Annotated in this window: 11 protein-coding genes; 5 read left to right on the plus strand and 6 right to left on the minus strand. The window is 47.2% G+C overall.

Annotation, left to right across the window (positions count from 1 at the left end; translation table 11 throughout):
* The 3 genes from GV030_RS16220 to GV030_RS16230 are packed head-to-tail and all read right to left on the minus strand — an operon-like array spanning position 1 to position 4,699.
* Positions 1 to 1,173 (minus strand): DUF4249 domain-containing protein, encoded by a 1,173-nt coding sequence (locus GV030_RS16220; protein ID WP_159584239.1) that lies wholly within the window; start codon positions 1,171 to 1,173, stop codon positions 1 to 3.
* A 5-nt stretch (positions 1,174 to 1,178) separates the two neighbouring features.
* Positions 1,179 to 3,959 carry a TonB-dependent receptor gene (locus GV030_RS16225; protein WP_159584241.1) on the minus strand — a complete coding sequence of 927 codons (2,781 nt, stop codon included), beginning with the start codon at positions 3,957 to 3,959 and terminating at the stop codon, positions 1,179 to 1,181.
* Complete coding sequence (locus GV030_RS16230) at positions 3,956 to 4,699, minus strand: hypothetical protein (protein ID WP_159584243.1); 744 nt, start codon at positions 4,697 to 4,699, stop codon at positions 3,956 to 3,958. Before GV030_RS16230 ends, GV030_RS16225 begins: the two co-directional genes overlap by 4 nt.
* 134 nt (positions 4,700 to 4,833) lie before the next feature.
* Here GV030_RS16230 and GV030_RS16235 point away from each other — a divergent pair, with 134 nt between their 5' ends.
* Positions 4,834 to 5,334, plus strand: coding sequence for a TRAP transporter small permease subunit (locus tag GV030_RS16235; protein WP_221413398.1), 501 nt, complete (start codon positions 4,834 to 4,836; stop codon positions 5,332 to 5,334).
* Positions 5,327 to 6,631, plus strand: a complete 1,305-nt coding sequence (locus GV030_RS16240) for a TRAP transporter large permease subunit (RefSeq protein ID WP_159584245.1) — start codon at positions 5,327 to 5,329, stop codon at positions 6,629 to 6,631. The genes GV030_RS16235 and GV030_RS16240 overlap by 8 nt, the downstream gene beginning before the upstream one ends.
* Before the next feature lie 13 nt (positions 6,632 to 6,644).
* Here the strand turns inward: GV030_RS16240 and GV030_RS16245 are convergent, their stop codons facing one another.
* Positions 6,645 to 7,820: a PLP-dependent aspartate aminotransferase family protein gene (locus tag GV030_RS16245; RefSeq protein WP_159584247.1), complete on the minus strand. Its 1,176-nt coding sequence runs from the start codon at positions 7,818 to 7,820 to the stop codon at positions 6,645 to 6,647.
* Positions 7,821 to 7,905: 85 nt separating this feature from the next.
* Between GV030_RS16245 and GV030_RS16250 the strand changes: the two genes are divergently transcribed.
* The 3 genes from GV030_RS16250 (at position 7,906) to GV030_RS16260 (ending at position 17,843) form a co-directional block, all read left to right on the plus strand.
* A complete protein-coding gene (locus tag GV030_RS16250; RefSeq protein ID WP_159584249.1) occupies positions 7,906 to 8,223 on the plus strand; it encodes a rhodanese-like domain-containing protein in 318 nt (105 codons plus the stop codon).
* 133 nt (positions 8,224 to 8,356) lie between these two features.
* Positions 8,357 to 10,009 carry a LuxR family transcriptional regulator gene (locus GV030_RS16255; RefSeq protein ID WP_221413399.1) on the plus strand — a complete coding sequence of 551 codons (1,653 nt, stop codon included), beginning with the start codon at positions 8,357 to 8,359 and terminating at the stop codon, positions 10,007 to 10,009.
* A gap of 124 nt (positions 10,010 to 10,133) precedes the next feature.
* The gene (locus GV030_RS16260) at positions 10,134 to 17,843 is read left to right on the plus strand and encodes an MBG domain-containing protein (RefSeq protein WP_159584251.1); all 7,710 of its coding nucleotides are present in this window, start codon (positions 10,134 to 10,136) and stop codon (positions 17,841 to 17,843) included.
* A 71-nt stretch (positions 17,844 to 17,914) separates the two neighbouring features.
* Here GV030_RS16260 and GV030_RS16265 read toward each other — a convergent pair whose 3' ends face one another.
* Together GV030_RS16265 and GV030_RS16270 are read right to left on the minus strand one after the other, a co-directional pair.
* Positions 17,915 to 19,039, minus strand: coding sequence for a TRAP transporter substrate-binding protein (locus GV030_RS16265; protein WP_159584253.1), 1,125 nt, complete (start codon positions 19,037 to 19,039; stop codon positions 17,915 to 17,917).
* 18 nt (positions 19,040 to 19,057) lie between these two features.
* Entirely contained in the window at positions 19,058 to 19,963 is a 906-nt protein-coding gene (locus GV030_RS16270) for a prolyl oligopeptidase family serine peptidase (RefSeq protein WP_159584255.1), read from the minus strand.
* Positions 19,964 to 20,154 lie beyond the last annotated feature (191 nt).

Raw genomic sequence — 20,154 nt, forward strand, 5'->3', positions numbered from 1 at the left:
CTAGTTTACCCAATAGTCAGGAGGGATCACCTCGGCGTAGAATGAACAATCTGTACAGCCCCTGGAGTAAATATCTACTGAAGGGGGAAATGTGTAAAGGGCGTAAATATTACCGTCGTATATCTGAAGATAGTAATAGGCACTGTCTGGTACTGTGGAAATGCGCTCGGTGTAGAGGCAGCTATAGGGGAAATGGCCCGCCCTCAATCGCTCATCCAGGTCACGGTTGTAGAAAAACCTCCGTTTGCTGGAAACTCCCGATACCTCAAAATACCCCAGAACGGACTGCTCGGCATTGTCTACAGCATGAATATTTCCGAAGATGGATCCGGTTTGTTTGTCAAAAAGCGAGCCGCCTGATTCATTGTTTTCCCTCAGCCGCTTATAGAAAAGATAGGCTGATTCCGAAATGGCGTATTGCTTGACCAGAAGCGCATAGCGGGTGCGCAGATGGGGGAGTTTTTCGCTGACGAAGCGCACCGGAAACTCGGCCATGCGATTTTCGCGGGAGCCTACTGACGTGCCATAAATCAGCGAGTTGGAATAATACTCCTGATAACAAATCCCTTTTGGGGTATCCAGTGGCACGATGACCGTATCGGTATCCGAAACCACCACCTCATAATGAGCCGGGTATGGTACCTGTATTTTATAAGCTTCTTCCCATTCATATCGATAATGCCTGGTTTCTCCGGTATCATCATGGGAGTCTATGAAAAACTGGATGCCACCCACATTCTGCTCGTCAGCGTCGTTGGGCAGTTGGGCATATTTTCCATATATACTGTCTATCTCAGGCGAAGCCTTGAGCAACTGCTCATCGGAGGTATAGAGGGAGCCATCGGGCATCTCCACAAAGAGGCTGTAGCGATTGCCCACCACCCCGCGAAATGCAGGAGGTGAAGTGTACACCCCCGACTCTGACGGGCTGAAGTCTGTTCTGAGTCCGGCGCCATCCATAACCCACACCTGGGCGTCAGCCACTGTCTCTGCAGTGGTCTCCTCCAATGGAAAAGTATAGGTAATACTGACTTCATAGGGACCTGGTTCGTTGGTCACTGCACCGTCTATCACCAGCACCTTCTCATAGGAGAGTGGATCAAAGTCATAGGGTTTTACGCACGCCACCACAGAGCCAAGGGTCAACAGCAATATGAGGTATTGTTTTTTCATTCGGCTCAAAACTTAAAATTATATGAGAGTGTTGGGATGGGGTTTCCAAAGACAATGAGCTGTGAGCCCTGTATTTGTCCGTTTTTCACATCAAAGAATACCGAAAAGGGATTGTCTCGTCCGGTAAGGTTGTAGATGGATAATGACCAGAAGGAGTGTGATAGTTTTTGAATTTTGTGGTTTCCTTCCAGGTTGATCCCCAGGTCTATTCTGAAATAGTCAGGAATTCTGAAAGCATTTCTGTCTGAGAAGTGAATGTTTTGTGACCCTTTGAAGTCAAAGGCTGCCACGGGAAATGTGACCGGCCTACCGGTGTTGTAGGTGGTGTTTAGTGAGAAACTAAACCTTCGCGTGAGCTTGTAATTAGCCACCAGATTGATGGTGTGCGGCTTGTCATATCCGGTTGGAAAGAATTTTCCATCATTGACGATCTCTTCCTGAAAGTTCCCATCGAGTTTGATGAAAGTTCGGGCATAGGCATAGTTGAGCCAGCCATTGAGTCGGCCCGATTTGGTAAGGGAAAACTCAATGCCATACGATTTTCCAGGCCCCTGCAGCACTTCCCGTTCTATTTTTTGATTGAGTAAATAAGTAGAGCCCGTCTTGAAGTCTACCAGATTTTGAAGCAGCCTGTAGTAACCTTCTATGGAGATCTCCACTCGGTTTCTAAACATGTTTCGATAGTAACCCAGTGCCACCTGATCGGCGGTCTGTGGCGCTATGTGCTCACTGGAAAGCCTCCAGGTGTCTGTAGGCGACAGTGAGGCCGAGTTGGACAAGCTATGGATGTATTGCCGGGTGCGGCTCAGACTCAGTTTGAGAGAGCTCGCATTGTTGAGGGTGTATCTTCCGGAGAAACGCCACTCTGGCCCATGATAGGTCTTGATGATTTCGCCGGGGCCATATTGCGCAGAGTCTATTTCGGTATCGCTGTTTTTGGGCAGGCCGGACTCATAAGTATATACCTTTTGGGGTCCTACGGCATTAAACATCACATACCGGATGCCCCCGTAAATGGAGAAGTCATTAATTTCTATTTCGCTGGCCAGATGAATCGCACTTTCTATTCCCCTTTCACGAGCTACCTCCTGACCCTGAATGAGTGACTCCTGACCAAGAGGAATCTTTTGTCCGGGATTTACATCATACCTTTTCACAGATGCCCCAAAGGTGATTTTGCGGTTTTCCTCCATGTAGTAATCAAAATCTGCTTTGGCCGTGGCCTCATTGATGCCAAAGTTCTGGGTGAAGGCATTGGGAGCCGACTCGTCATACTGCAGGTCGTAGTGATAATCTGAATAAATAGCCGAAAATGCACCCTCCAGGTTATTGGTAAACTTGTGGGTCCAGCGGGCAGAGCCATTGATGTTATCAAAGGAGAAGTTGGAAAAAGAAAACAGGGTATCCGAAGAAAGCCTGAACTTGTCATGACTCACATAGGCCGAGAGTCTCAGGTCATTTTTATCGTCTATTTGATGATCTACCTGGGTGATGAGGTCATAAAAGGACACGCGGTTCTCATTGAATCCGGCACTTTTTACTTTGGATAATACCCAATTGGAGTAGGTGGTGCGGCCTCCCAGCAGCAGGCTTGTTTTGTCTTTGATCAGCGGGATCTCCAGCGTCATCTTGGAGGTGATGGGGCTGATGCCACCCTGACCTTTGAATTCTGTTTTGCTGGCCGACTTGGCCTGTATGTCGAACACTGAAGACAGGCGACCGCCGAATTTGGAGGGAATTCCACTTTTGTAGAGCTCCATGTTTTCTATGGCATCCGAATTGAAAACCGAGAAAAAACCAAAGAAGTGTGAGGCATTGTAAACAGGCGCATCGTTGATGAGGATGAGGTTTTGATCAGCCTTGCCTCCGCGCACATTAAATCCCGAGGCCCCCTCGCCCACTGTTTGCACGCCGGCTTTGGTGGTGGCAATTTTCAAAATATCATTTTCCCCAAGTACGATGGGCACGGTCTTTACTTCTTCAATATTGATTTTATTGACGCCCATCTGCACGCTTTTTACATTGATGTCCCTGTCAGACTCAATGGTCACCTCTTGCAGAGCAATCACGTCTACATCCATGTCTATGTTGAGTTTTCCGCTGGAGAACAGCACCACATTGCGTTGGGTGGTTTTCATTCCCACGTATTGTATCATGATCTTGTGTTTACCGTTGGGCAAAGTGAGGGAGTAAAAACCACTCTCATCCGAGGAGGTAGCGGTGAAGGGTTCGGGGAGGTACACAAGGGCACCCACTACAGGCTCACCATTCTCTGCGCTCTTTACATATCCTGCGATGGTAGAGGAGCCATTTGTTTTCATGCTATTTCGATTGCCGATCTCAAACACGTAGTTTTCCAGATCAGACTGGTCATCGGTCTGATCCTGATATTCGCGGGCGAAAACGAGTCCTTTGGCGATGCCACGAGAAACTTCGGACGACTGACTGAATGAATGAAGGATGGTAGGTTGATTAATGACCACCGCATTGTTGGTAATAATGATTCGCCCGTCGATCTGGTGAAAACTGAGTGTGGAGCCCTCCAATATGGTGGCAAGCGCAGTGCTGATGGGTGTCTGGCGAAAGACGCCTGTGACTTTCACGGAGTCTACCCATGGCTGATGATAGAAGAACTGCAAACCGCTTTGCTGCTCCACATCCTCAAAAACTTCCTGCAATGGCGTGTCTGAATAATCACCGGTGACAACCGGCCCTTTGGTTTGGGAGAACGCCTGCCATGAAGCCATGGTGAGTATTGTGCCAATCAGGATGGTGCTAAACTTCATTGGTTGGTGGGTGCATTAAGTAGTTGGTTGCAAAAGGAAATAAGTTGAATCATATCCGACTCGTATTCCGGCTTTGCTTTGATCTCGTTGGTTTTGATGAATTGTCTTATTTCTTTTTTGTAAGGCTTGAGCAATTTCATCACTGTCAGTTTCGACCTGAGTCTGTAATATTCCCCCAGGTATTGGATGATGAATTTGTCTGCAGTCACGTAGCTGATGACCCGATCGGTCTCAGTGATTTTAATGCGTTTGGCAAAAAGCTGCAGATGCTCGCCCATGTACATCTCATCGAAAAAGCCTTCGCCAAAATGAAGGACCGGTTCATGAATGTAACGAAACGTATGACCGGAGTACTCAAACCACTCCACGTCCTGCTGGATCAACTTGATCGCCTGGGAATGATAGTTATAGTTAGTAGGGTGACGAATCAGCAGCAGGTCGGATTCAATGTCATAGCTCAGATAGATGCCTTCATATATCTCACCACGGTATTTCAATCGGTTGGCGATCCACTGACTGTCGTCAAAAAACTGGCTCGTTTCTCTGGACTGACGTTGAATTTCCTGATATTCACCAAGCAAAATACCGGTTTTGTCTACTCCCAAAGCTTTGTCATGCCAGGCGTAGATGTTTTGGTTCAGATCAAGGCCGTCGATTGAATATTGGGCTGTTGAAGGAAGGTTGGTCAGGAGCAGTAAAATGGAAATAATTCCAAATTTTATGCATGAGGTATTTCTCATATCCGCAATGATATTGGGGAAATATTGATTTTGGTGGTTTTTTGGTATCCATTTCCTGTATCTAATGTATTTTTTGATAAATGGCGGATATATTGGTGCTGGCGGTAGCATGAAACTTCAAAAAAATTAAAAATGTGATCAGAATTTCAGAATGGATTGATGGGGTCAATGAGTATGTTGGCAAGAGCGTGAGCTGGCTGAGTCTCCTGTTGGTGGTAATTATCATCATAGATGTGGCGCTTCGGTACACCTTTCACATGACCTCTTCGGCTTCTTTCGAGCTGGAATGGCACTTGTTTGCGGCCCTGTTTTTACTCTCTGCCGGGTGGACACTCCATCAGGACAAGCATGTGCGGGTAGATGTCTTTTATCAACGATTTTCGGATCGACAAAAGGCCGTGGTGAATTTCATCGGGTGTTTGTTTTTGTTGATCCCCCTCTGTGTGATAGGCATTGGCGAGGGCTATCAGTTTGCTAAAAATGCCTACCTCATGGGCGAGACCAGCCCTGATCCTGGCGGCTTGCCAGCCAGATTTATCATAAAGTCGACGATCCCGGTTGGCTTTTTACTCCTGGGCTTGCAGGGTGTTTCCATTATTTTGAAATCGCTGAAGACCATCTTGAGTCATGATTGAGTATCTCCCGATTATTTTGTTTGCCACCATTTTCGTCCTGATCCTGTTTGGCTTTCCGGTAGCATTTACCCTTGGAGGCCTCTCGGTGTTGGTGGGCATTGTGGTCTTTGACGTAGACTTCTTTTATCTCCTGGCACTCAGGGTATATGGTACCATGCAAAACTTCGTCTTGCTGGCGGTACCCTTGTTTGTTTTTATGGGGATCATGCTGGAGAAATCCGGGATCGCCGAGCGCCTTCTGGAAACCATGGCGCTACTTTTTGGCAGGTTCAGAGGTGGCTTAGCCATCTCTGTGGTCATTGTGGGGGCTATGCTGGCTGCCTCCACCGGTATCGTTGGTGCCACGGTGGTCACCATGGGGTTGATTTCCTTGCCCACTATGCTGAAGCGTGGATATGGCCCGAGGTTGAGCACCGGAGTGATTGCTTCTTCCGGTACCCTGGGGCAGATTATTCCCCCTTCGGTAGTATTAGTGCTGCTGGGTAGCGTCCTCAATGTGCCGGTGGGTGACTTGTTTTTGGCCGCCGTGATTCCCGGGGTTGGTCTGGTAGTCTGTTACGTACTTTACATTGTTATCTATGCGCAGGTATTTCCCGGTAGGGCGCCAGCCATGCCCAAAGCTGAAGTGTCTGCCTTTCGGGAAAGGGGCTTTTCCGGAGAATTAGTGAAGTCTTTTGTTTTTCCTTTTCTCCTGATTCTGGCGGTATTGGGGTCCATTTTTGCAGGAATTGCTTCTCCTACAGAAGCCGCCGGAGTGGGAGCCTTTGGGGCCATATTACTCACACTGTCACAGCGCAAGCTCACTATGCCTGTGCTGAAAGAGGTGATGAGAGAAACCACACTGCTTACCTCTATGGTCTTTATGATCCTGGTGGGCGCTACAGCGTTTTCCCTTGTATTCAGGGGCCTGGAGGGCGATAAATTATTTCTGGGATTGATAGAGCGGGCAGATATGAGTCCTTATGCTTTTCTCTTTTTGGTGATGGTACTGGTGTTTGTGGCCGGTTTTTTTATAGACTTCATCGAAATTGTTTTCATCATAGTGCCTGTGGTAGCACCTCTTTTTGTGGCCATGGGTATAGACCTGATCTGGATTGGGATCTTACTGGCCGTCAATCTGCAGACTTCTTTTCTTACCCCTCCGTTTGGTTTTGCGCTTTTTTACCTGAAAGGCGTGGCCCCACCAGAGGTGAAAACCAGCCACCTTTATCAGGGAATCATCCCTTTCGTGCTGATTCAGATTGCTTTTTTGATCTTGCTGGTGATTTTCCCGGAGATGACCAGCATGTTGCTGTAGAGACGGTGACTGCCTATTTGGATCGGTCCAATGCCTGCTCTACATCAGCAATGATGTCGTCCATATGCTCCAGGCCTACGGATACTCTCACAAGACCGGGGGTAATGCCCACGGCCAATCTCTCCTCTTCGGAAAGTTTGCTATGGGTGGTAGAGGCAGGATGCGTAGCAATGGTACGCGTGTCACCCAGGTTGGCAGACAGTGAGATCATTTCCAATGCATCGAGAAACTTTCTGCCCTGATCAATTCCCCCTTTAAGCTCAAAAGTCACTATACCACCACCAAGTCGCATTTGCTTTTTGGCCAGCTCGTACTGTGGGAATGATGGTAAAAACGGATACCGAACCTGCTTGAGTGCCGAATGCCCTTCCAGGAGTTGAGCCAGTTTTAGGGCATTGTCACAGTGCTTGTCCATGCGCACGGCCAGGGTTTCCAGACTTTTGGACAGCAGCCAACCGTTGAAGGGTGACATGGATGGGCCGGTGTGCCGCGCCATAAATTTGATTTCAGGAAAGAGCTCCTCAGTAGTAACAATGGCCCCACCAATTACCCGGCCCTGTCCATCGATGAACTTGGTGGCCGAATGAGTAACAATGTCTGCGCCCCATTTGATAGGGTTTTGCAGGTAGGGCGTGGCAAAGCAATTGTCCACATTTACCAGAATGCCTTTGGACTTGCCAAGCGCACAGATTTTCTCCAGGTCTACCAGATCCAAAGCAGGATTACTTGGAGTCTCGAGGAAGATCATTTTGGTGTTGGGCTGAATGGCCTTTTCCCAGCCAGCATCATCCAGAATATCCACATAAGTGCTGGAGATGCCCCATTTGGGTAAGAGTTTGGTGAGAATCTGATGTGTGGACCCAAAAAGTGAACGTGATGCTACCACATGGTCGCCACTGCTGAGGAAGGCCGCCAGACTGGTAAACATAGCGGCCATACCGGAAGCCATCGCCATACCCGTTTCGGCTCCTTCCAGCAGGCATAGCTTCTGGATAAACTCGTCCGTGTTTGGGTTGGAATAGCGAGAATAAATATTTCCTTGCTTTTCTTCAGCAAATAGCGATCGGGCGTCCTCCGCATCGTCAAACTTGAAGCTGGAGGTCATGTAGATAGGAGAAGAGTGCTCTTTTTGAGAAGATCGCTCTATTTGATGTCTTATTGCCGCGGTTTCGAACTTTTTGTCGCTCATCGGATTTATCTTTAGGGCTCGTTATAAAAAAGCGGGGTGATTTTTTTGGAATGCAAATATGTAAATAAACCTTAAATCTAAAGTAGTGAAAGAGATAAGCGTAAAAGAACTGAAACAAATGATGGATAGTGGTGAAGATTTTCAACTCATCGATGTGCGGGAGCCCAATGAATTTGAGGTGGCCGAAATCGGTGGGGAATTGATCCCATTGTCTACTGTGCCAGACAACGCAGATAAGTTTTCAAAAGAGAAAAAAGTGGTGGTACACTGCCGCAGTGGTAAGCGAAGTGCCAATGCCATCCAGTACCTGGAGCAGCAGCATGGGTTTGACAACCTGTATAACCTGGCGGGAGGAATCCTTGCCTGGTCAGATGAGATAGACCCAAGCGTGCAGAAATACTGAGCTGTCACCAATGAATATTTGACGAAACACCGCTGTAAGGCGGTGTTTTTGTTTGGGGCAGAGTAGAGGCTGTTTTCCTGTTTTTGTCTAGTTTTATATTAGATTAAGATTATTCTACCCAGCTGCCTAAAGTATGTCTAATTCATTTCCGGCGATCGCCCGCTACGGCTTCTTCATCCTATGGTTTTCCTATAGCGGATGTATGGGGCAATCCAGCGAGTCGTATCTGCTCAGTTTATACAATCAGGAGAAGTATCAACTCGTGGTTGAAAAGGCGGATTCTATTTTGAAAGGAGAGCCAGAGAATCTGTCCAGAATTTATCAGATCAAAGCCGATGCCCTTTATTTTCTCAACCAGGTGGAGGAATCCCTTGAGAATTACCTGCTGACAGTGTCGGTGCTGGATGAGTATCCGCTGGATACGGTTTACCTGATAGAGAGCTACAGTCACACAGGATTTACTTACAAGTATCTCGGCAAGTATCTGGATGCCATACCCTACTACAAGATGGCCCTATCTATATGTCGGGCGGCCGATGACTCATTGGAGATATCCAATCAATTGGCTCATTTGGGCACTTTGTATAGTCATTTGGGTATGTATCAGGAATCAGCCGCCTATTACAACGAAGGCTATGCGATTGATTTTGCCCTAAATGACAGCACCGCCCTGGCTTATGACCTGGTTAATCTTGGTGATTTGAAGTGTTCTATCATGGAGTATCCTCAGGCAGTTGACTATTACAAAAGAGCCCTGAAGGTAAAGAGCACCAAAGCGGGCAATCACAATACCCATGTACTTCGTTTAGGAAAATTAAGTGAGGCCTATTTAAAAATGGGAGAATTGGATAGCGCCACTTTTTATAGCCGAATGGCAGAAGAAGCGGCCATAGACCTCAATGACAGCCTGAGTCTGGCCAAACAGTGGATTACCAAAACCAAAATTTTCAATGCAAAGGGGGAATTTCCGGCCGCTACCCGTGTAGGAAATTTATGCTACAATTACTTCAAAGAAGTGGGGCAGGGTCAGTATCAGGTGGCATCTGCTTTGGCGCTGGCCCAGGCTCATAATGGCCTGTCCAATAAGGACCGGGCAGACTATTTATTGATACAGGCTGCACTTATTGCGGAAGAAAACGGCCTACTCGAAGACCAGGCACTGGTCTATCGCGAAATGGCCAGCGAACAGGAGCGCTATGGTAATCAGAAAGATGCGTTGACTTACTACAAAAGGTATCAGGCCATCAGAGATACTTTGTCTAAGCGAGATAAACAGAGGGCAATTTTGGTGTTGGACAGAGAATATCAAACCAATCAAAAAGAGCAACAAATAGCCTTGCTGGAAGCCAAGGCTCTGGTGGCTGAGCTTCAACTGGCCGAGCGCAAGCAAAACATTGTGCTTTTGCTTACCGTGATTTTTTTATTGCTGGTGGTGGGGTTGATTGTGATTCTTTCAATTCGAAGAAGTAATAGGCTTCAGAAAAGCTTGCTCACGGCTCAAGTCAATGAACTTCGACTTCAGATCAGGAGCCTTGTGGATGGAAGTGCGGAGGATCTTGGAATTGAAATCCAGCAACTCAATGACTCTATTCAGGATCCGCTCTCGGAGAGAGAGCTTGAGGTGTTGAAGTTTGCGCTTTCCGATCTTACCAATACAGAAATTGCGGAAAAAGTGTTTGTTTCCGTCAATACCGTGAAGTTTCACCTAAAGAATATTTACTCCAAACTCGGGGTAGCTAACCGCAAGGAAGCCCTGAAGATGGCTATGAAGTCTTCATCTAAGTAGTTGATAATTAATTAGTTGCAAAAACTACCCGGCCGGGTAGGTGCAAAACTACCCCATGGGGTTAGGTAATTTTTTGGATTCTGTGACCACTTTCACTGTCACAAACCGAAAATTTATTTGCCCTATGAAAAAGTTCCTAACCATTCTAATTCTGACATCTGCCGTGGCTACTCATGCGCAGAATGTGACGATTCCTGACGCCAATTTTAAGGCGGCCATTCTTGCTCATAACCCGACGATTGATACCAATGGAGACAATCAGATTCAGGTGAGTGAAGCCGAGGCTTTTACCGGAGAGCTCAGCGTTTTCAATAAAAGCATTGCTGATCTCACGGGCATTGAAGCCTTTGTAAACCTCACCAAACTCAATTGTGGAGCTAATCAGCTTACAGCCCTGGATGTGACCGCTAATACAGCCTTGACACGCTTGTTTTGTTATAATAATCAGCTTACGACACTGGATGTTACTCAAAATCTCTTGCTGGATACTCTTAATACTTTCAATAATCAGTTGAGTACCATTGATGTGAGTCAGAATGTAGCGCTGAAATATGTACATTTTGGAAGCAACAATATCAGCAGTATCGACTTGAGTCATCTCACAGGGTCACTCAAAGTCCTGGGCTATGGAGGCAATCCTCTGAGTTCATCTTTTGATTTCACGTCTTTTTCAGAGCTGACACATCTGTATTGCAATGACAGTGAGTTGACCACTCTGGATGTCAGTGGTCTGACCAACCTGCAATACCTGTTCTGTCAGAATAATAACCTCACCAGCCTGAATGCCAAAAATGGCACCGGGTCAATTATTTACCTCTATGGACTCAACAATCCAGCACTTACCTGTATCCAGGTAGATGACCCGGCAATGAATGGAGTTACCCTTTATGTGGATGCCGGGGTGAGTTTTGATGACAACTGTGCCGACCCAATAGTAGGGATTCCTGACGCCAATCTCAAGGAAGCATTGCTGACTTACACTCCCGATATTGACACCAACGACGATGGAGAGATTCGCCAAAGCGAGGCTCTGGCCTACACCGGGGCACTGGACCTCAGCGGGCTGAGCATCACTACAGCACTCGGCATAGAAGCTTTTGAGAATGCCACTTCCCTCAATCTGTCTGGTAATGCAATCAAGGTGTTGACTTTGAGTGAGAATGCCGCCCTGACAACTGTAAACGTAGCAAACAATGATTTGCTGATCCTTTCGGTGGCCAACGGCAACAACACCAACTTTGTGAGTTTTGATGCGACAGGCAATGACAACCTCACGTGCATCACAGTGGATGATGCGGATTACTCTACTTCCAACTGGACTGATATACCTGCCGGCGCGGGGTTTGATGTGAACTGTGTGCTCAATATCCCCAATACGAATTTTAAAAATGCGCTGTTGGCCCATAATCCCGTCATAGACACCAATGATGACGATGAGATTCAGGTAAGCGAGGCTACATCATTCAGTGGGGCATTGGAGCTATCTTATAAGAGCATTACCAATCTGGCTGGTCTGGAAGGGTTCGGAAAGATCTCCACATTAAGTATCAATGGCAATACGATTTCCGAACTTGATCTTAGTCTCAATCCTTTTATTTCCCAATTTTCGGCAGAGTACTGTGGATTGACGGATTTGGATGTCTCCCAAAATGCCTATTTGAAGTCTTTGTACCTCTCAAACAATGCCCTCACAACCCTGGACCTGAGCAATAATTCTCAGTTGACCACACTTTATGTCTACAACAACGACCTGACGGGGCTCGACTTAAGCCAAAACGATAATTTGTCCACTTTGTACTGTCAGGGAAATGAGTTGACCACTCTCTCGCTCTCTGCAGAAGCCACATTGTTGGTATTGGATTATGGAAGAAACCCACTGACAGGAAATTTCGATTTTGCGCCTCATACCTCATTGATTACGTTGGGATGTGATGGCGGTGAGCTCACTTCATTGGACGTGAGCATGTTGCCCAATTTGAGGAGTCTCAACTGTAATAATAATCTGCTCACAGAACTGGATCTGTCTGCCAATCCTGACATATTTAGCCTAAGTGCCTTCAACAATCAACTGACTACCTTCGATCCCAGCGGACTGCCACTGTTGAGCCAACTTAATTTGGGTGATAATTTATTAACTGCCCTCGATTTGAGTAATTCTCCGGCCCTTCAGACTGTGCAGTTGCCAAATAATTCGTTGAGTTCGCTCGATTTTAGCAATGGGAATGCTCTGAATTATCTGGACTGCAGGAATAATGAACTTACCTCTTTGAATATCAACGTGGGGAAAAATGTCAATTATCTGAATGCCACGGGGAATGACGATTTGACCTGTATATCGGTGTATGATGTTGATTTTGGGGCTGCTTACACCAATGTTCCCGCTGGAGTTGGCTATGACCATAACTGCGATGACCCTTCCATTGATGTAGTAGATCCAAAGTTACTGGAGGCATTACTAGCCTATGAGCCAGCTATTGACCTCAATGCGAATCAGCTCATTGAAACCAGTGAAGCTGCGGTATTCACAGGGGCCTTGGATTTGTCAAGCCTGGGGATCCGTAATGCTGCCGGACTGGAGGCATTTAGTAGCATTGATGCGTTGATACTGGATGATAACGATTTTCTGAGGCTCGACCTTTCGGGAAACAGCTCCCTTGAGTCGCTCAGTGCGCAAAATGTGGGATTAACTATCCTTAAGCTAAACAATGGCAACAATGAAAATTTCACTACACTGAGTCTGGCAGGAAACCCTGACCTGCTGTGTATCAATGTGGATGATCCCACCTATGCAGAAAATAACTGGGTGGGCATCCCGGAAGGGGTGGGCTTCAGTACCGATTGTGCAGTGAATTTTGAGGATGAAACTTTTAAGAATCATGCAATCTTCAAAGGATACGATCTCAATGATGACGATGAGATACAGCTGAGTGAAGCTGAGGCGGTGACCGGAAAGCTCACTGATGGCTATAGCCATAGCAGCATTGGCGGCATTGAGGCATTTCAGAATATCACAGAGCTGGATATCAACTCCACTTATCCATTATTTACTGTGGACCTCACCGCCAACCACAATCTGATCAAGATCTATGCTGCCAGTGGATACCTCTCTTCACTAGACCTGAGTATGAACCCCAACCTTACACATATCGACCTGGATAATGCGCGTATGACCTTTCTGGATATCAGGAATGGGCACAATGATAAAATCACTGTCTTCGAAGCCCGCAACATCGGATATATAGACCATAACCTCACCTGTATCAATGTGGATGATGTGGACCATTTCTATGACAACTTCTCTGACATGGTAGACGAAGAAGTCTTCTTTGACACTAATTGTGATGATCCTCTGGTGGTCATTCCGGATGCCAATTTCAAGAGTGCTCTTTTGTCCATGATAGAGGACAATGGAGATGGAGAAGTCAGAATGAGTGAGGCCGAAGCTTTTGAGGGGACAATAGATGTGAGTGGAGAAGAAATTGCCAGCCTGGAAGGGATTCAGTATTTCATCAATGCCATTGGGCTGGTGGCGGATAATAATCTTTTGACAGCCATCGATGTGCGCAGAAATAGGGCCTTAATCTCGGTCAGCGCAGCGAATAACAGTCTGACTGCATTGGATGTGGCTAACCAAAATAATGAGAATTTCACAGTATTCAACGCCACCGGCAATCCCGACCTCACCTGTATCAAAGTGGATGATCCGGCATATGCGGAAGCCAACTGGACCAATGTGGATGAGGGAGTTGGGTTTGCCAGGTATTGTGATCCCAATGACGTGGTTTACATCCCAGACTATTATATGCATACTAGCCTTTATGCCGCAGATGTGAACAGCAGTGGAGATATTACTTATGCTGAAGCGGATGCATACACTGGTTTAGTGACAATTCATTCCAATACCGAGGACATCACCGGGCTGGAGGCCTTTACCAACATCTCCGGAATCCGCTACTCCGGTAGCCTGATAGAAAACTTTGATTTCTCTCCGCACCAGGCCCTCACAGAGATTAATATCTATGGGTCGCATAATGTTCAGTCTGTTGACTTCAGTCAGAATGTAAATCTGGAGGTGCTTTCCCTAAGTAATATTGAGTTGGGTGGGGTGGATTTGACCACTTATCCCGAGTTGAACAGACTGTATCTGAGAAATTGCGGGATCGTTTCTATCGATCTTTCATCCAGTGTAAACCTGGAAAACCTGAACCTCAGTGACAATAGCTTGACAGGAATTGATCTTAGTGCCAATACCAACCTGGCTTACCTGTATCTGTATGGCAATCCCCTGGCGAGTATTGATTTGTCTGCGAATGAACTGTTGGTAGAGGTTGATCTTTCAGGTGCAGAGATCACTACGCTGGAAGTTTCCCACCTGTCCCTGCTCGAAGACCTTAGGCTGGAGGGAGCCAAGAAACTGACCTCCCTGGATGTGTCACAAAATGAGCTACTGTATTTACTCTATGCATCAGCCAACGGTTTGGAGGGAGGAGATCCCACTCCTGAAGATTATGGATCGCTCACACAAGTGTTACTTCCCAAAGGAGGGGAATTATCAGATGTCACGTTGGAATTTCACCTGCTGGAATCCATCGATCTCAGTGAGATGACCAATTCGAACCTAGACGTTTATCTGAGGGGTAACAAGCTAAACTCTGTGAATCTCACGGGAGTGAGTGGTTCTGATTTTAATTTGGACCTCTCCTTAAATGACTTGGATTCAATCGATCTATCAGGGATTGTAGGTGTTGATGCAGTTGTGCGTCTGGATGAAAATCCCCTCAAAAAGGCAACCCTGGGGAGCGTCTATGAGGTGTCTCTGGTGGATAACCCTGATCTGTATTGTGCATTGGTGGATGACGTGGCCTATGCCGAGGCGAATTATTTTTACGATGAACAGCTAACTTTCACTGCTGTAGCCTGTGAGAATTTTGAGGCTGAGATTTTATCCTTTGACCTGCCTTTTCAGGAGGGAGATGAGGTGATTGATGGTGAGAGTGAAACGATCATGATTTCTGTGGAAGATGGCACGGATGTCACCAGCCTGGAGCCCACCATCGAAGTGCCACAAGGAGCTACCGTTTCACCTCTTGGTTCGCAAAACTTCACTGATCCTGTGGTTTATACGGTCACCTCTGAAAGCGGATTTTTCACCAAATCTTATACCGTTTCGGTCACCGTGAAATCTCTCCAGTCTATCACCTTTGAAAGCATACCTGACAAAATCTACGGCGATGAAGCTTTTGATATCTCCGTGTTTGCTTCCTCCGGACTTCCTGTGGATCTGAGCTTTGTTACGGGTGAAGACCTGATTTCTCTCTCGGAAAATGAAATAAGCATCCTTGGAACAGGTTTGGTTACCCTTCAGGCCGATCAAGCCGGCGACAGTGAATATGCAGCAGCAGTTTCTGTTCAGAGGAGTTTTGAAATAAGCCCTGCCGTGCTCACGGTGATTGCAGCAGACGCTGAAATCACCTATGGAGAAGCCATTCCCTCTCTGACCTATACCATTTCGGGGTTTGTCAATGGAGAGGATGAGACAGCACTCAGCGACACCCCTGGGATCAGTACCCCCGCTACCGCCGAATCCGGTGCCGGTAATTATGCTATAGAGCTGTCTGAAGGCACAGCCGACAATTATACGTTCCTATTGGAAGAGGCTGTGCTCACCATTGGTAAAGCAGACCTCATAATCTCTGCTTTGGATCATGAAATGAAGTATGGTGAAACAGTGGGTAACCTTGCCTATGAGATCGCCGGATTCATTACTGGTGAAGATGAAACAGACTTGACTACACTACCCATTTTGACCACAGGAGCCAGTTCTGCTTCGGCAGTTGGCACCTATACCATCAATGTGAGCGGAGCGGCATCAGATAATTACAATTTCACTTATGAGCAGGCTGTACTGACCATTCAGAAAGCGCTTTTGACAGTGACTGCTGATGATCAGTCTGTCCTCTATGGCGGAGATCTTCCTGAGCTCACCTACGAAATCACGGGGTTTGCCAACAATCAGGATGAAAGTGTTTTCACCAGCCAGGTGATTATTAATACCGTGGCCACCAGTACTTCGCCAGTGGGTGATTATGACATACTGGTATCAGGCGCTGAGGCTACCAACTATGCATTTGAATTTGTCAGCGGTACTTTGACTATTGAAAAACTGGATCAGGTCATTTCCTTCGCGGCCTTACCCGATGTAGTCTATGGAGCGGAACCTATTGTTCTTTCTTCTACCAGTACGTCAGGCAATGACGTGGAGTTTACCCTGGTCAGTGGTCCGGTGGTTAAGAATGGAAACCTGTTGACGATAACCGGAGCAGGATCTGTGGTCATCGAGGCCACTGTAGACGCGGATGATATTTACCATGCCGCCAGTACAGTGTCACGCACCTTTGACATTACACAGGCGACACTGACCGTTACCGCGGATAACGAAACCATGACATATGGAGAGAGTTTGCCGGAGTTGAGTTATGAAATTGCCGGGTTTGTGTATAACGAGGATGTGACTGCATTGGCTTCCGTGCCGGAAATCACAACGGAGGCTACGACGATGAGCCCGGTTGGAGAATACCTCATCACAGTGGCCAATGGTGCTGCCGCGAACTATGTGTTTGTGTATGAAGCCGGAATACTTGAAGTGAATCCAGCACAGCTCACCATCAGTGCCGATGATCAATCTCTTATCTATGGAGAAGCCATTCCTGAGCTGACCTATACCATTTCGGGGTTTGTGCACAGCGAAGATGCTACGGTGCTTGATGTACTTCCGGTGATGGCCACCACCGTAGAGGAGACTAGCGGAGCAGGGACTTATGAAATTACCGGTTCCGGAGCGCTTTCGGGGAATTATACATTTGAGTATGAGGCTGGAAGTCTGACCATCAGTAAAGCAAACCTTCAAATCAGTGCCGACGATCAATCTCTTATTTATGGAGAAGCCATTCCCTCTCTGACCTATACCATTTCGGGGTTTGTACACGGCGAAGATGCTACGGTGCTAGATGCCCTTCCGGTGATGGCCACTACCGCAGAGGAAACCAGCGGAGCTGGGATTTATGAAATTACCGGTTCCGGAGCGCTTTCTGGTAATTATACATTTGAGTATGAGGCTGGAAATCTGACGATTGGTAAGGCAAACCTTCAAATCAGTGCTCATAACCAATCCATCACCTACGGAGATCCTATCCCTCCACTCACCTATACCATCACCGGATTTGTGCATGGCGATGATGAATCCGACCTGGAAATCAGCCCGGTGTTGACCACTATTGCGACGAGCTCTTCTGATGCTGGAGCATATACCATCAAGGTGGATGGCGCAGCTTCATCAGACTATGAGATATCCTATGAACATGCCGTATTGACCGTCGGCAAAGCAGAAGCCTTGATTACACTGAGTGAGCTGGAGGTAGGCTATACTGGCAGTCCGCAGAGTCCTGTGGTCACCACTACCCCGGAGGGTCTGAATTACATCATCGAGTTTGCCGCAGGTAGTGAGCCTTCGGAGGCTGGAGCCTATGATTTCAAAGTGGTGATTGATGAAGCCAATTATAAAGGAAACGCTGAGGGAGTATTCACAATCAGCCGGCCATTGTCTGCTCTCAATGATGTGCAGGTGGAGGTCTATCCAAATCCGGTATCAGAGCGTCTGTTCATCAAGGGACTGGATCAGGAAGTAAATATTACCATCATGGCTTTGGATGGTCGCATGGTACATCAGGAGATATCAAAGGACACAGTAGAGGTTTCTCATCTTCCGGGAGGGGTCTATATGCTGGTCATACAAACCCTCAACAGAAAGGTACTAAGGCGAATAGTCATTGACTAGGGCAGCGCTGACCACTTGGTTGGCTTTATTGGCGGCTCCCAGGGAGCCGCCTTTTTTTATTCGTTTAGGGATTATCCAATCTGATCGTAGAACACTTTCTCACTAATGTCCATCCATGGCTTGATCTGCTTTCTGAAAGCGGAATAGTGCTCGTAGACTTTTTTGGACATGGGGTCAGAAGCGGTAAGCTCTTCCAGCACTTCTTTGGTGGCTTCCTTCAGGCCTTGCATCACCTCGTCAGGAAAAGGCCTCACATCCACCTTCTTTTCTTCCAGTATTTTCAGGAGATACTCCCCGTTTTTGGCATCAAATTCTGACATCATCCAGCGGTTCAGTCTATAGCATGCCGTTATGATGATTTCCTGAAGGTCTTCTGGCAAGGCCTGATATTTTGTATTGTTCACGATCATCTCCAGTACCGGCCCCGGCTCATGCCAGCCTGGATAGTAGTAGTATTTGGCCACCTGATGGAGCCCCATTTTATAGTCGTGATACGGGCCAATCCACTCAGTGGCATCAATCACACCACGTTCCAGATTGGTATAAATCTCGCCACCAGATACGAGCATCGGTGTCCCCCCTGCTTTGGCAAATACTTTTCCTCCCAGTCCAGGCATGCGCATTTTCAATCCCTTAAGGCTTTCCAGAGAATTCACTTCTTTATTGAACCAACCACCCATTTGCACTCCGGTGTTGCCACAGATAAAAGGTTTTAGATCAAAAGGCGCGTACAGCTCATCCCAAAGTTTCTGGCCACCTCCCGAAATGATCCACGAGCCCATTTGTTGAGCGTTCATCCCAAAAGGCACGCAGGTAAAAAAGGGTGCTGCCGGAAGTTTACCCGCCCAGTAATATGCCGCTCCGTGGTTCATCTCAACGGCTCCATTGCTCACTGCATCAAAGCCCTCCAGGGCCGGTATGAGTTCTCCACCTCCATAGACAGTGATTTCCATCCGACCACCAGACATCTTCCTCACCCATTCGGCCATCATTTTGCAGCCCTCACCCACCACGGGAAAGTTTGGGGGCCAGGTAGTGGTCATTTTCCACCTGTAGGTATTGTTGAAATTGATGTTGATGGATTTTTTTTCTTCAGGCGTGCAGGCTGCCAGTCCAATTGTGCCCACCATGGCCATGGACCCACCTATTTTTTTCACAAAGTCACGGCGGTCCTTATTTCCTTTTTTGGATGTCATATTGTGGTGAAGGTTATCTTATTCCTTTTCAAATTCCAGGAACCAATTGTATAAGTCATCCCCGGCATAGATGCGGGTCCAGGCATCATGACCCATGTCCTCATGCACCGTAAATCTTAGTTCTTTTAGACCCAATTCCTCCAGCTTGTTGATACCGGCATAGAAATATTTAGCCCTGACCACCGGATCTCTACCTCCTGCAAAGGCCCATACGGGAATTTGATTTTTGGCGATGGGTTCCATGAGGCCGGGGTGTCCCCAGCCCACTACAGGCGCAACTGCTGCAAAAAGATCGGGGTGCTTGCTGGCCATATACCAGCTGCCAAACCCACCATAGCTGAGCCCTGAGAGGTACAGCCTGGAAGCATCGGCTTTATAGTTGGTCAGCACATGATCAATCATCCAGAGGAGGTCATCTTCCACCATTGGCCACCCTACTGGAAGGCCTTCCACTCCAACATTGAAAGAGGTGTCCTGAGGATCGCCGCTCATGATTTCAGGTGTGGGAAACTTTCCTGGACGAGGAGGCACGCCTGTTTCCAGTCGCTGAGGTATTTGATCAGGAGTACGATTTCTAATATAGTCCGCCAGGCTATCCATCCCATACATGGGGAGCTGTGGTACAATTAATATAAAGGGCAATTCTTTTTTCTGGGCCCAAACTTCATAAAGGGGGCCGTGAGCTTTCACATAGTCCAGCTCGGCTTTCCCGTCACCCCGTTCTCCGTTTCCATGTAGGAAAAGCAATACCGGAAAATCCCTTTCGGACTCTTCGTAGCCTGCAGGCAGGTACACGAAGAAATCACGTTCCACCTTCATGGCGGTGCTCTGATAAGGCACTCGTAGGAGCTGATCCGGCGTAGTTGATTTGGGCTGGCAGCTGGCCAGCAGGGCTATAGCCAACACGATGCATAGATTCTTCATGATTATTGGATCTGTGAACTTAAAACTGGATGATTTTGAAAAATACAGGAAAAAAATCTATTGTGAATAATTAATCATGTGGCTGACCCGAAAATTCAGACTGATCTTGGATTATGCTGCCTTCTTGGCTTCTTTTTGCTGAAAGAGGAGTGTTTCCCTGTCATTTTGTCTTGAAATAGTCCAATTTGCTC

The organism is Marinoscillum sp. 108 (assembly GCF_902506655.1).
GTDB classification, from domain to species: domain Bacteria; phylum Bacteroidota; class Bacteroidia; order Cytophagales; family Cyclobacteriaceae; genus Marinoscillum; species Marinoscillum luteum.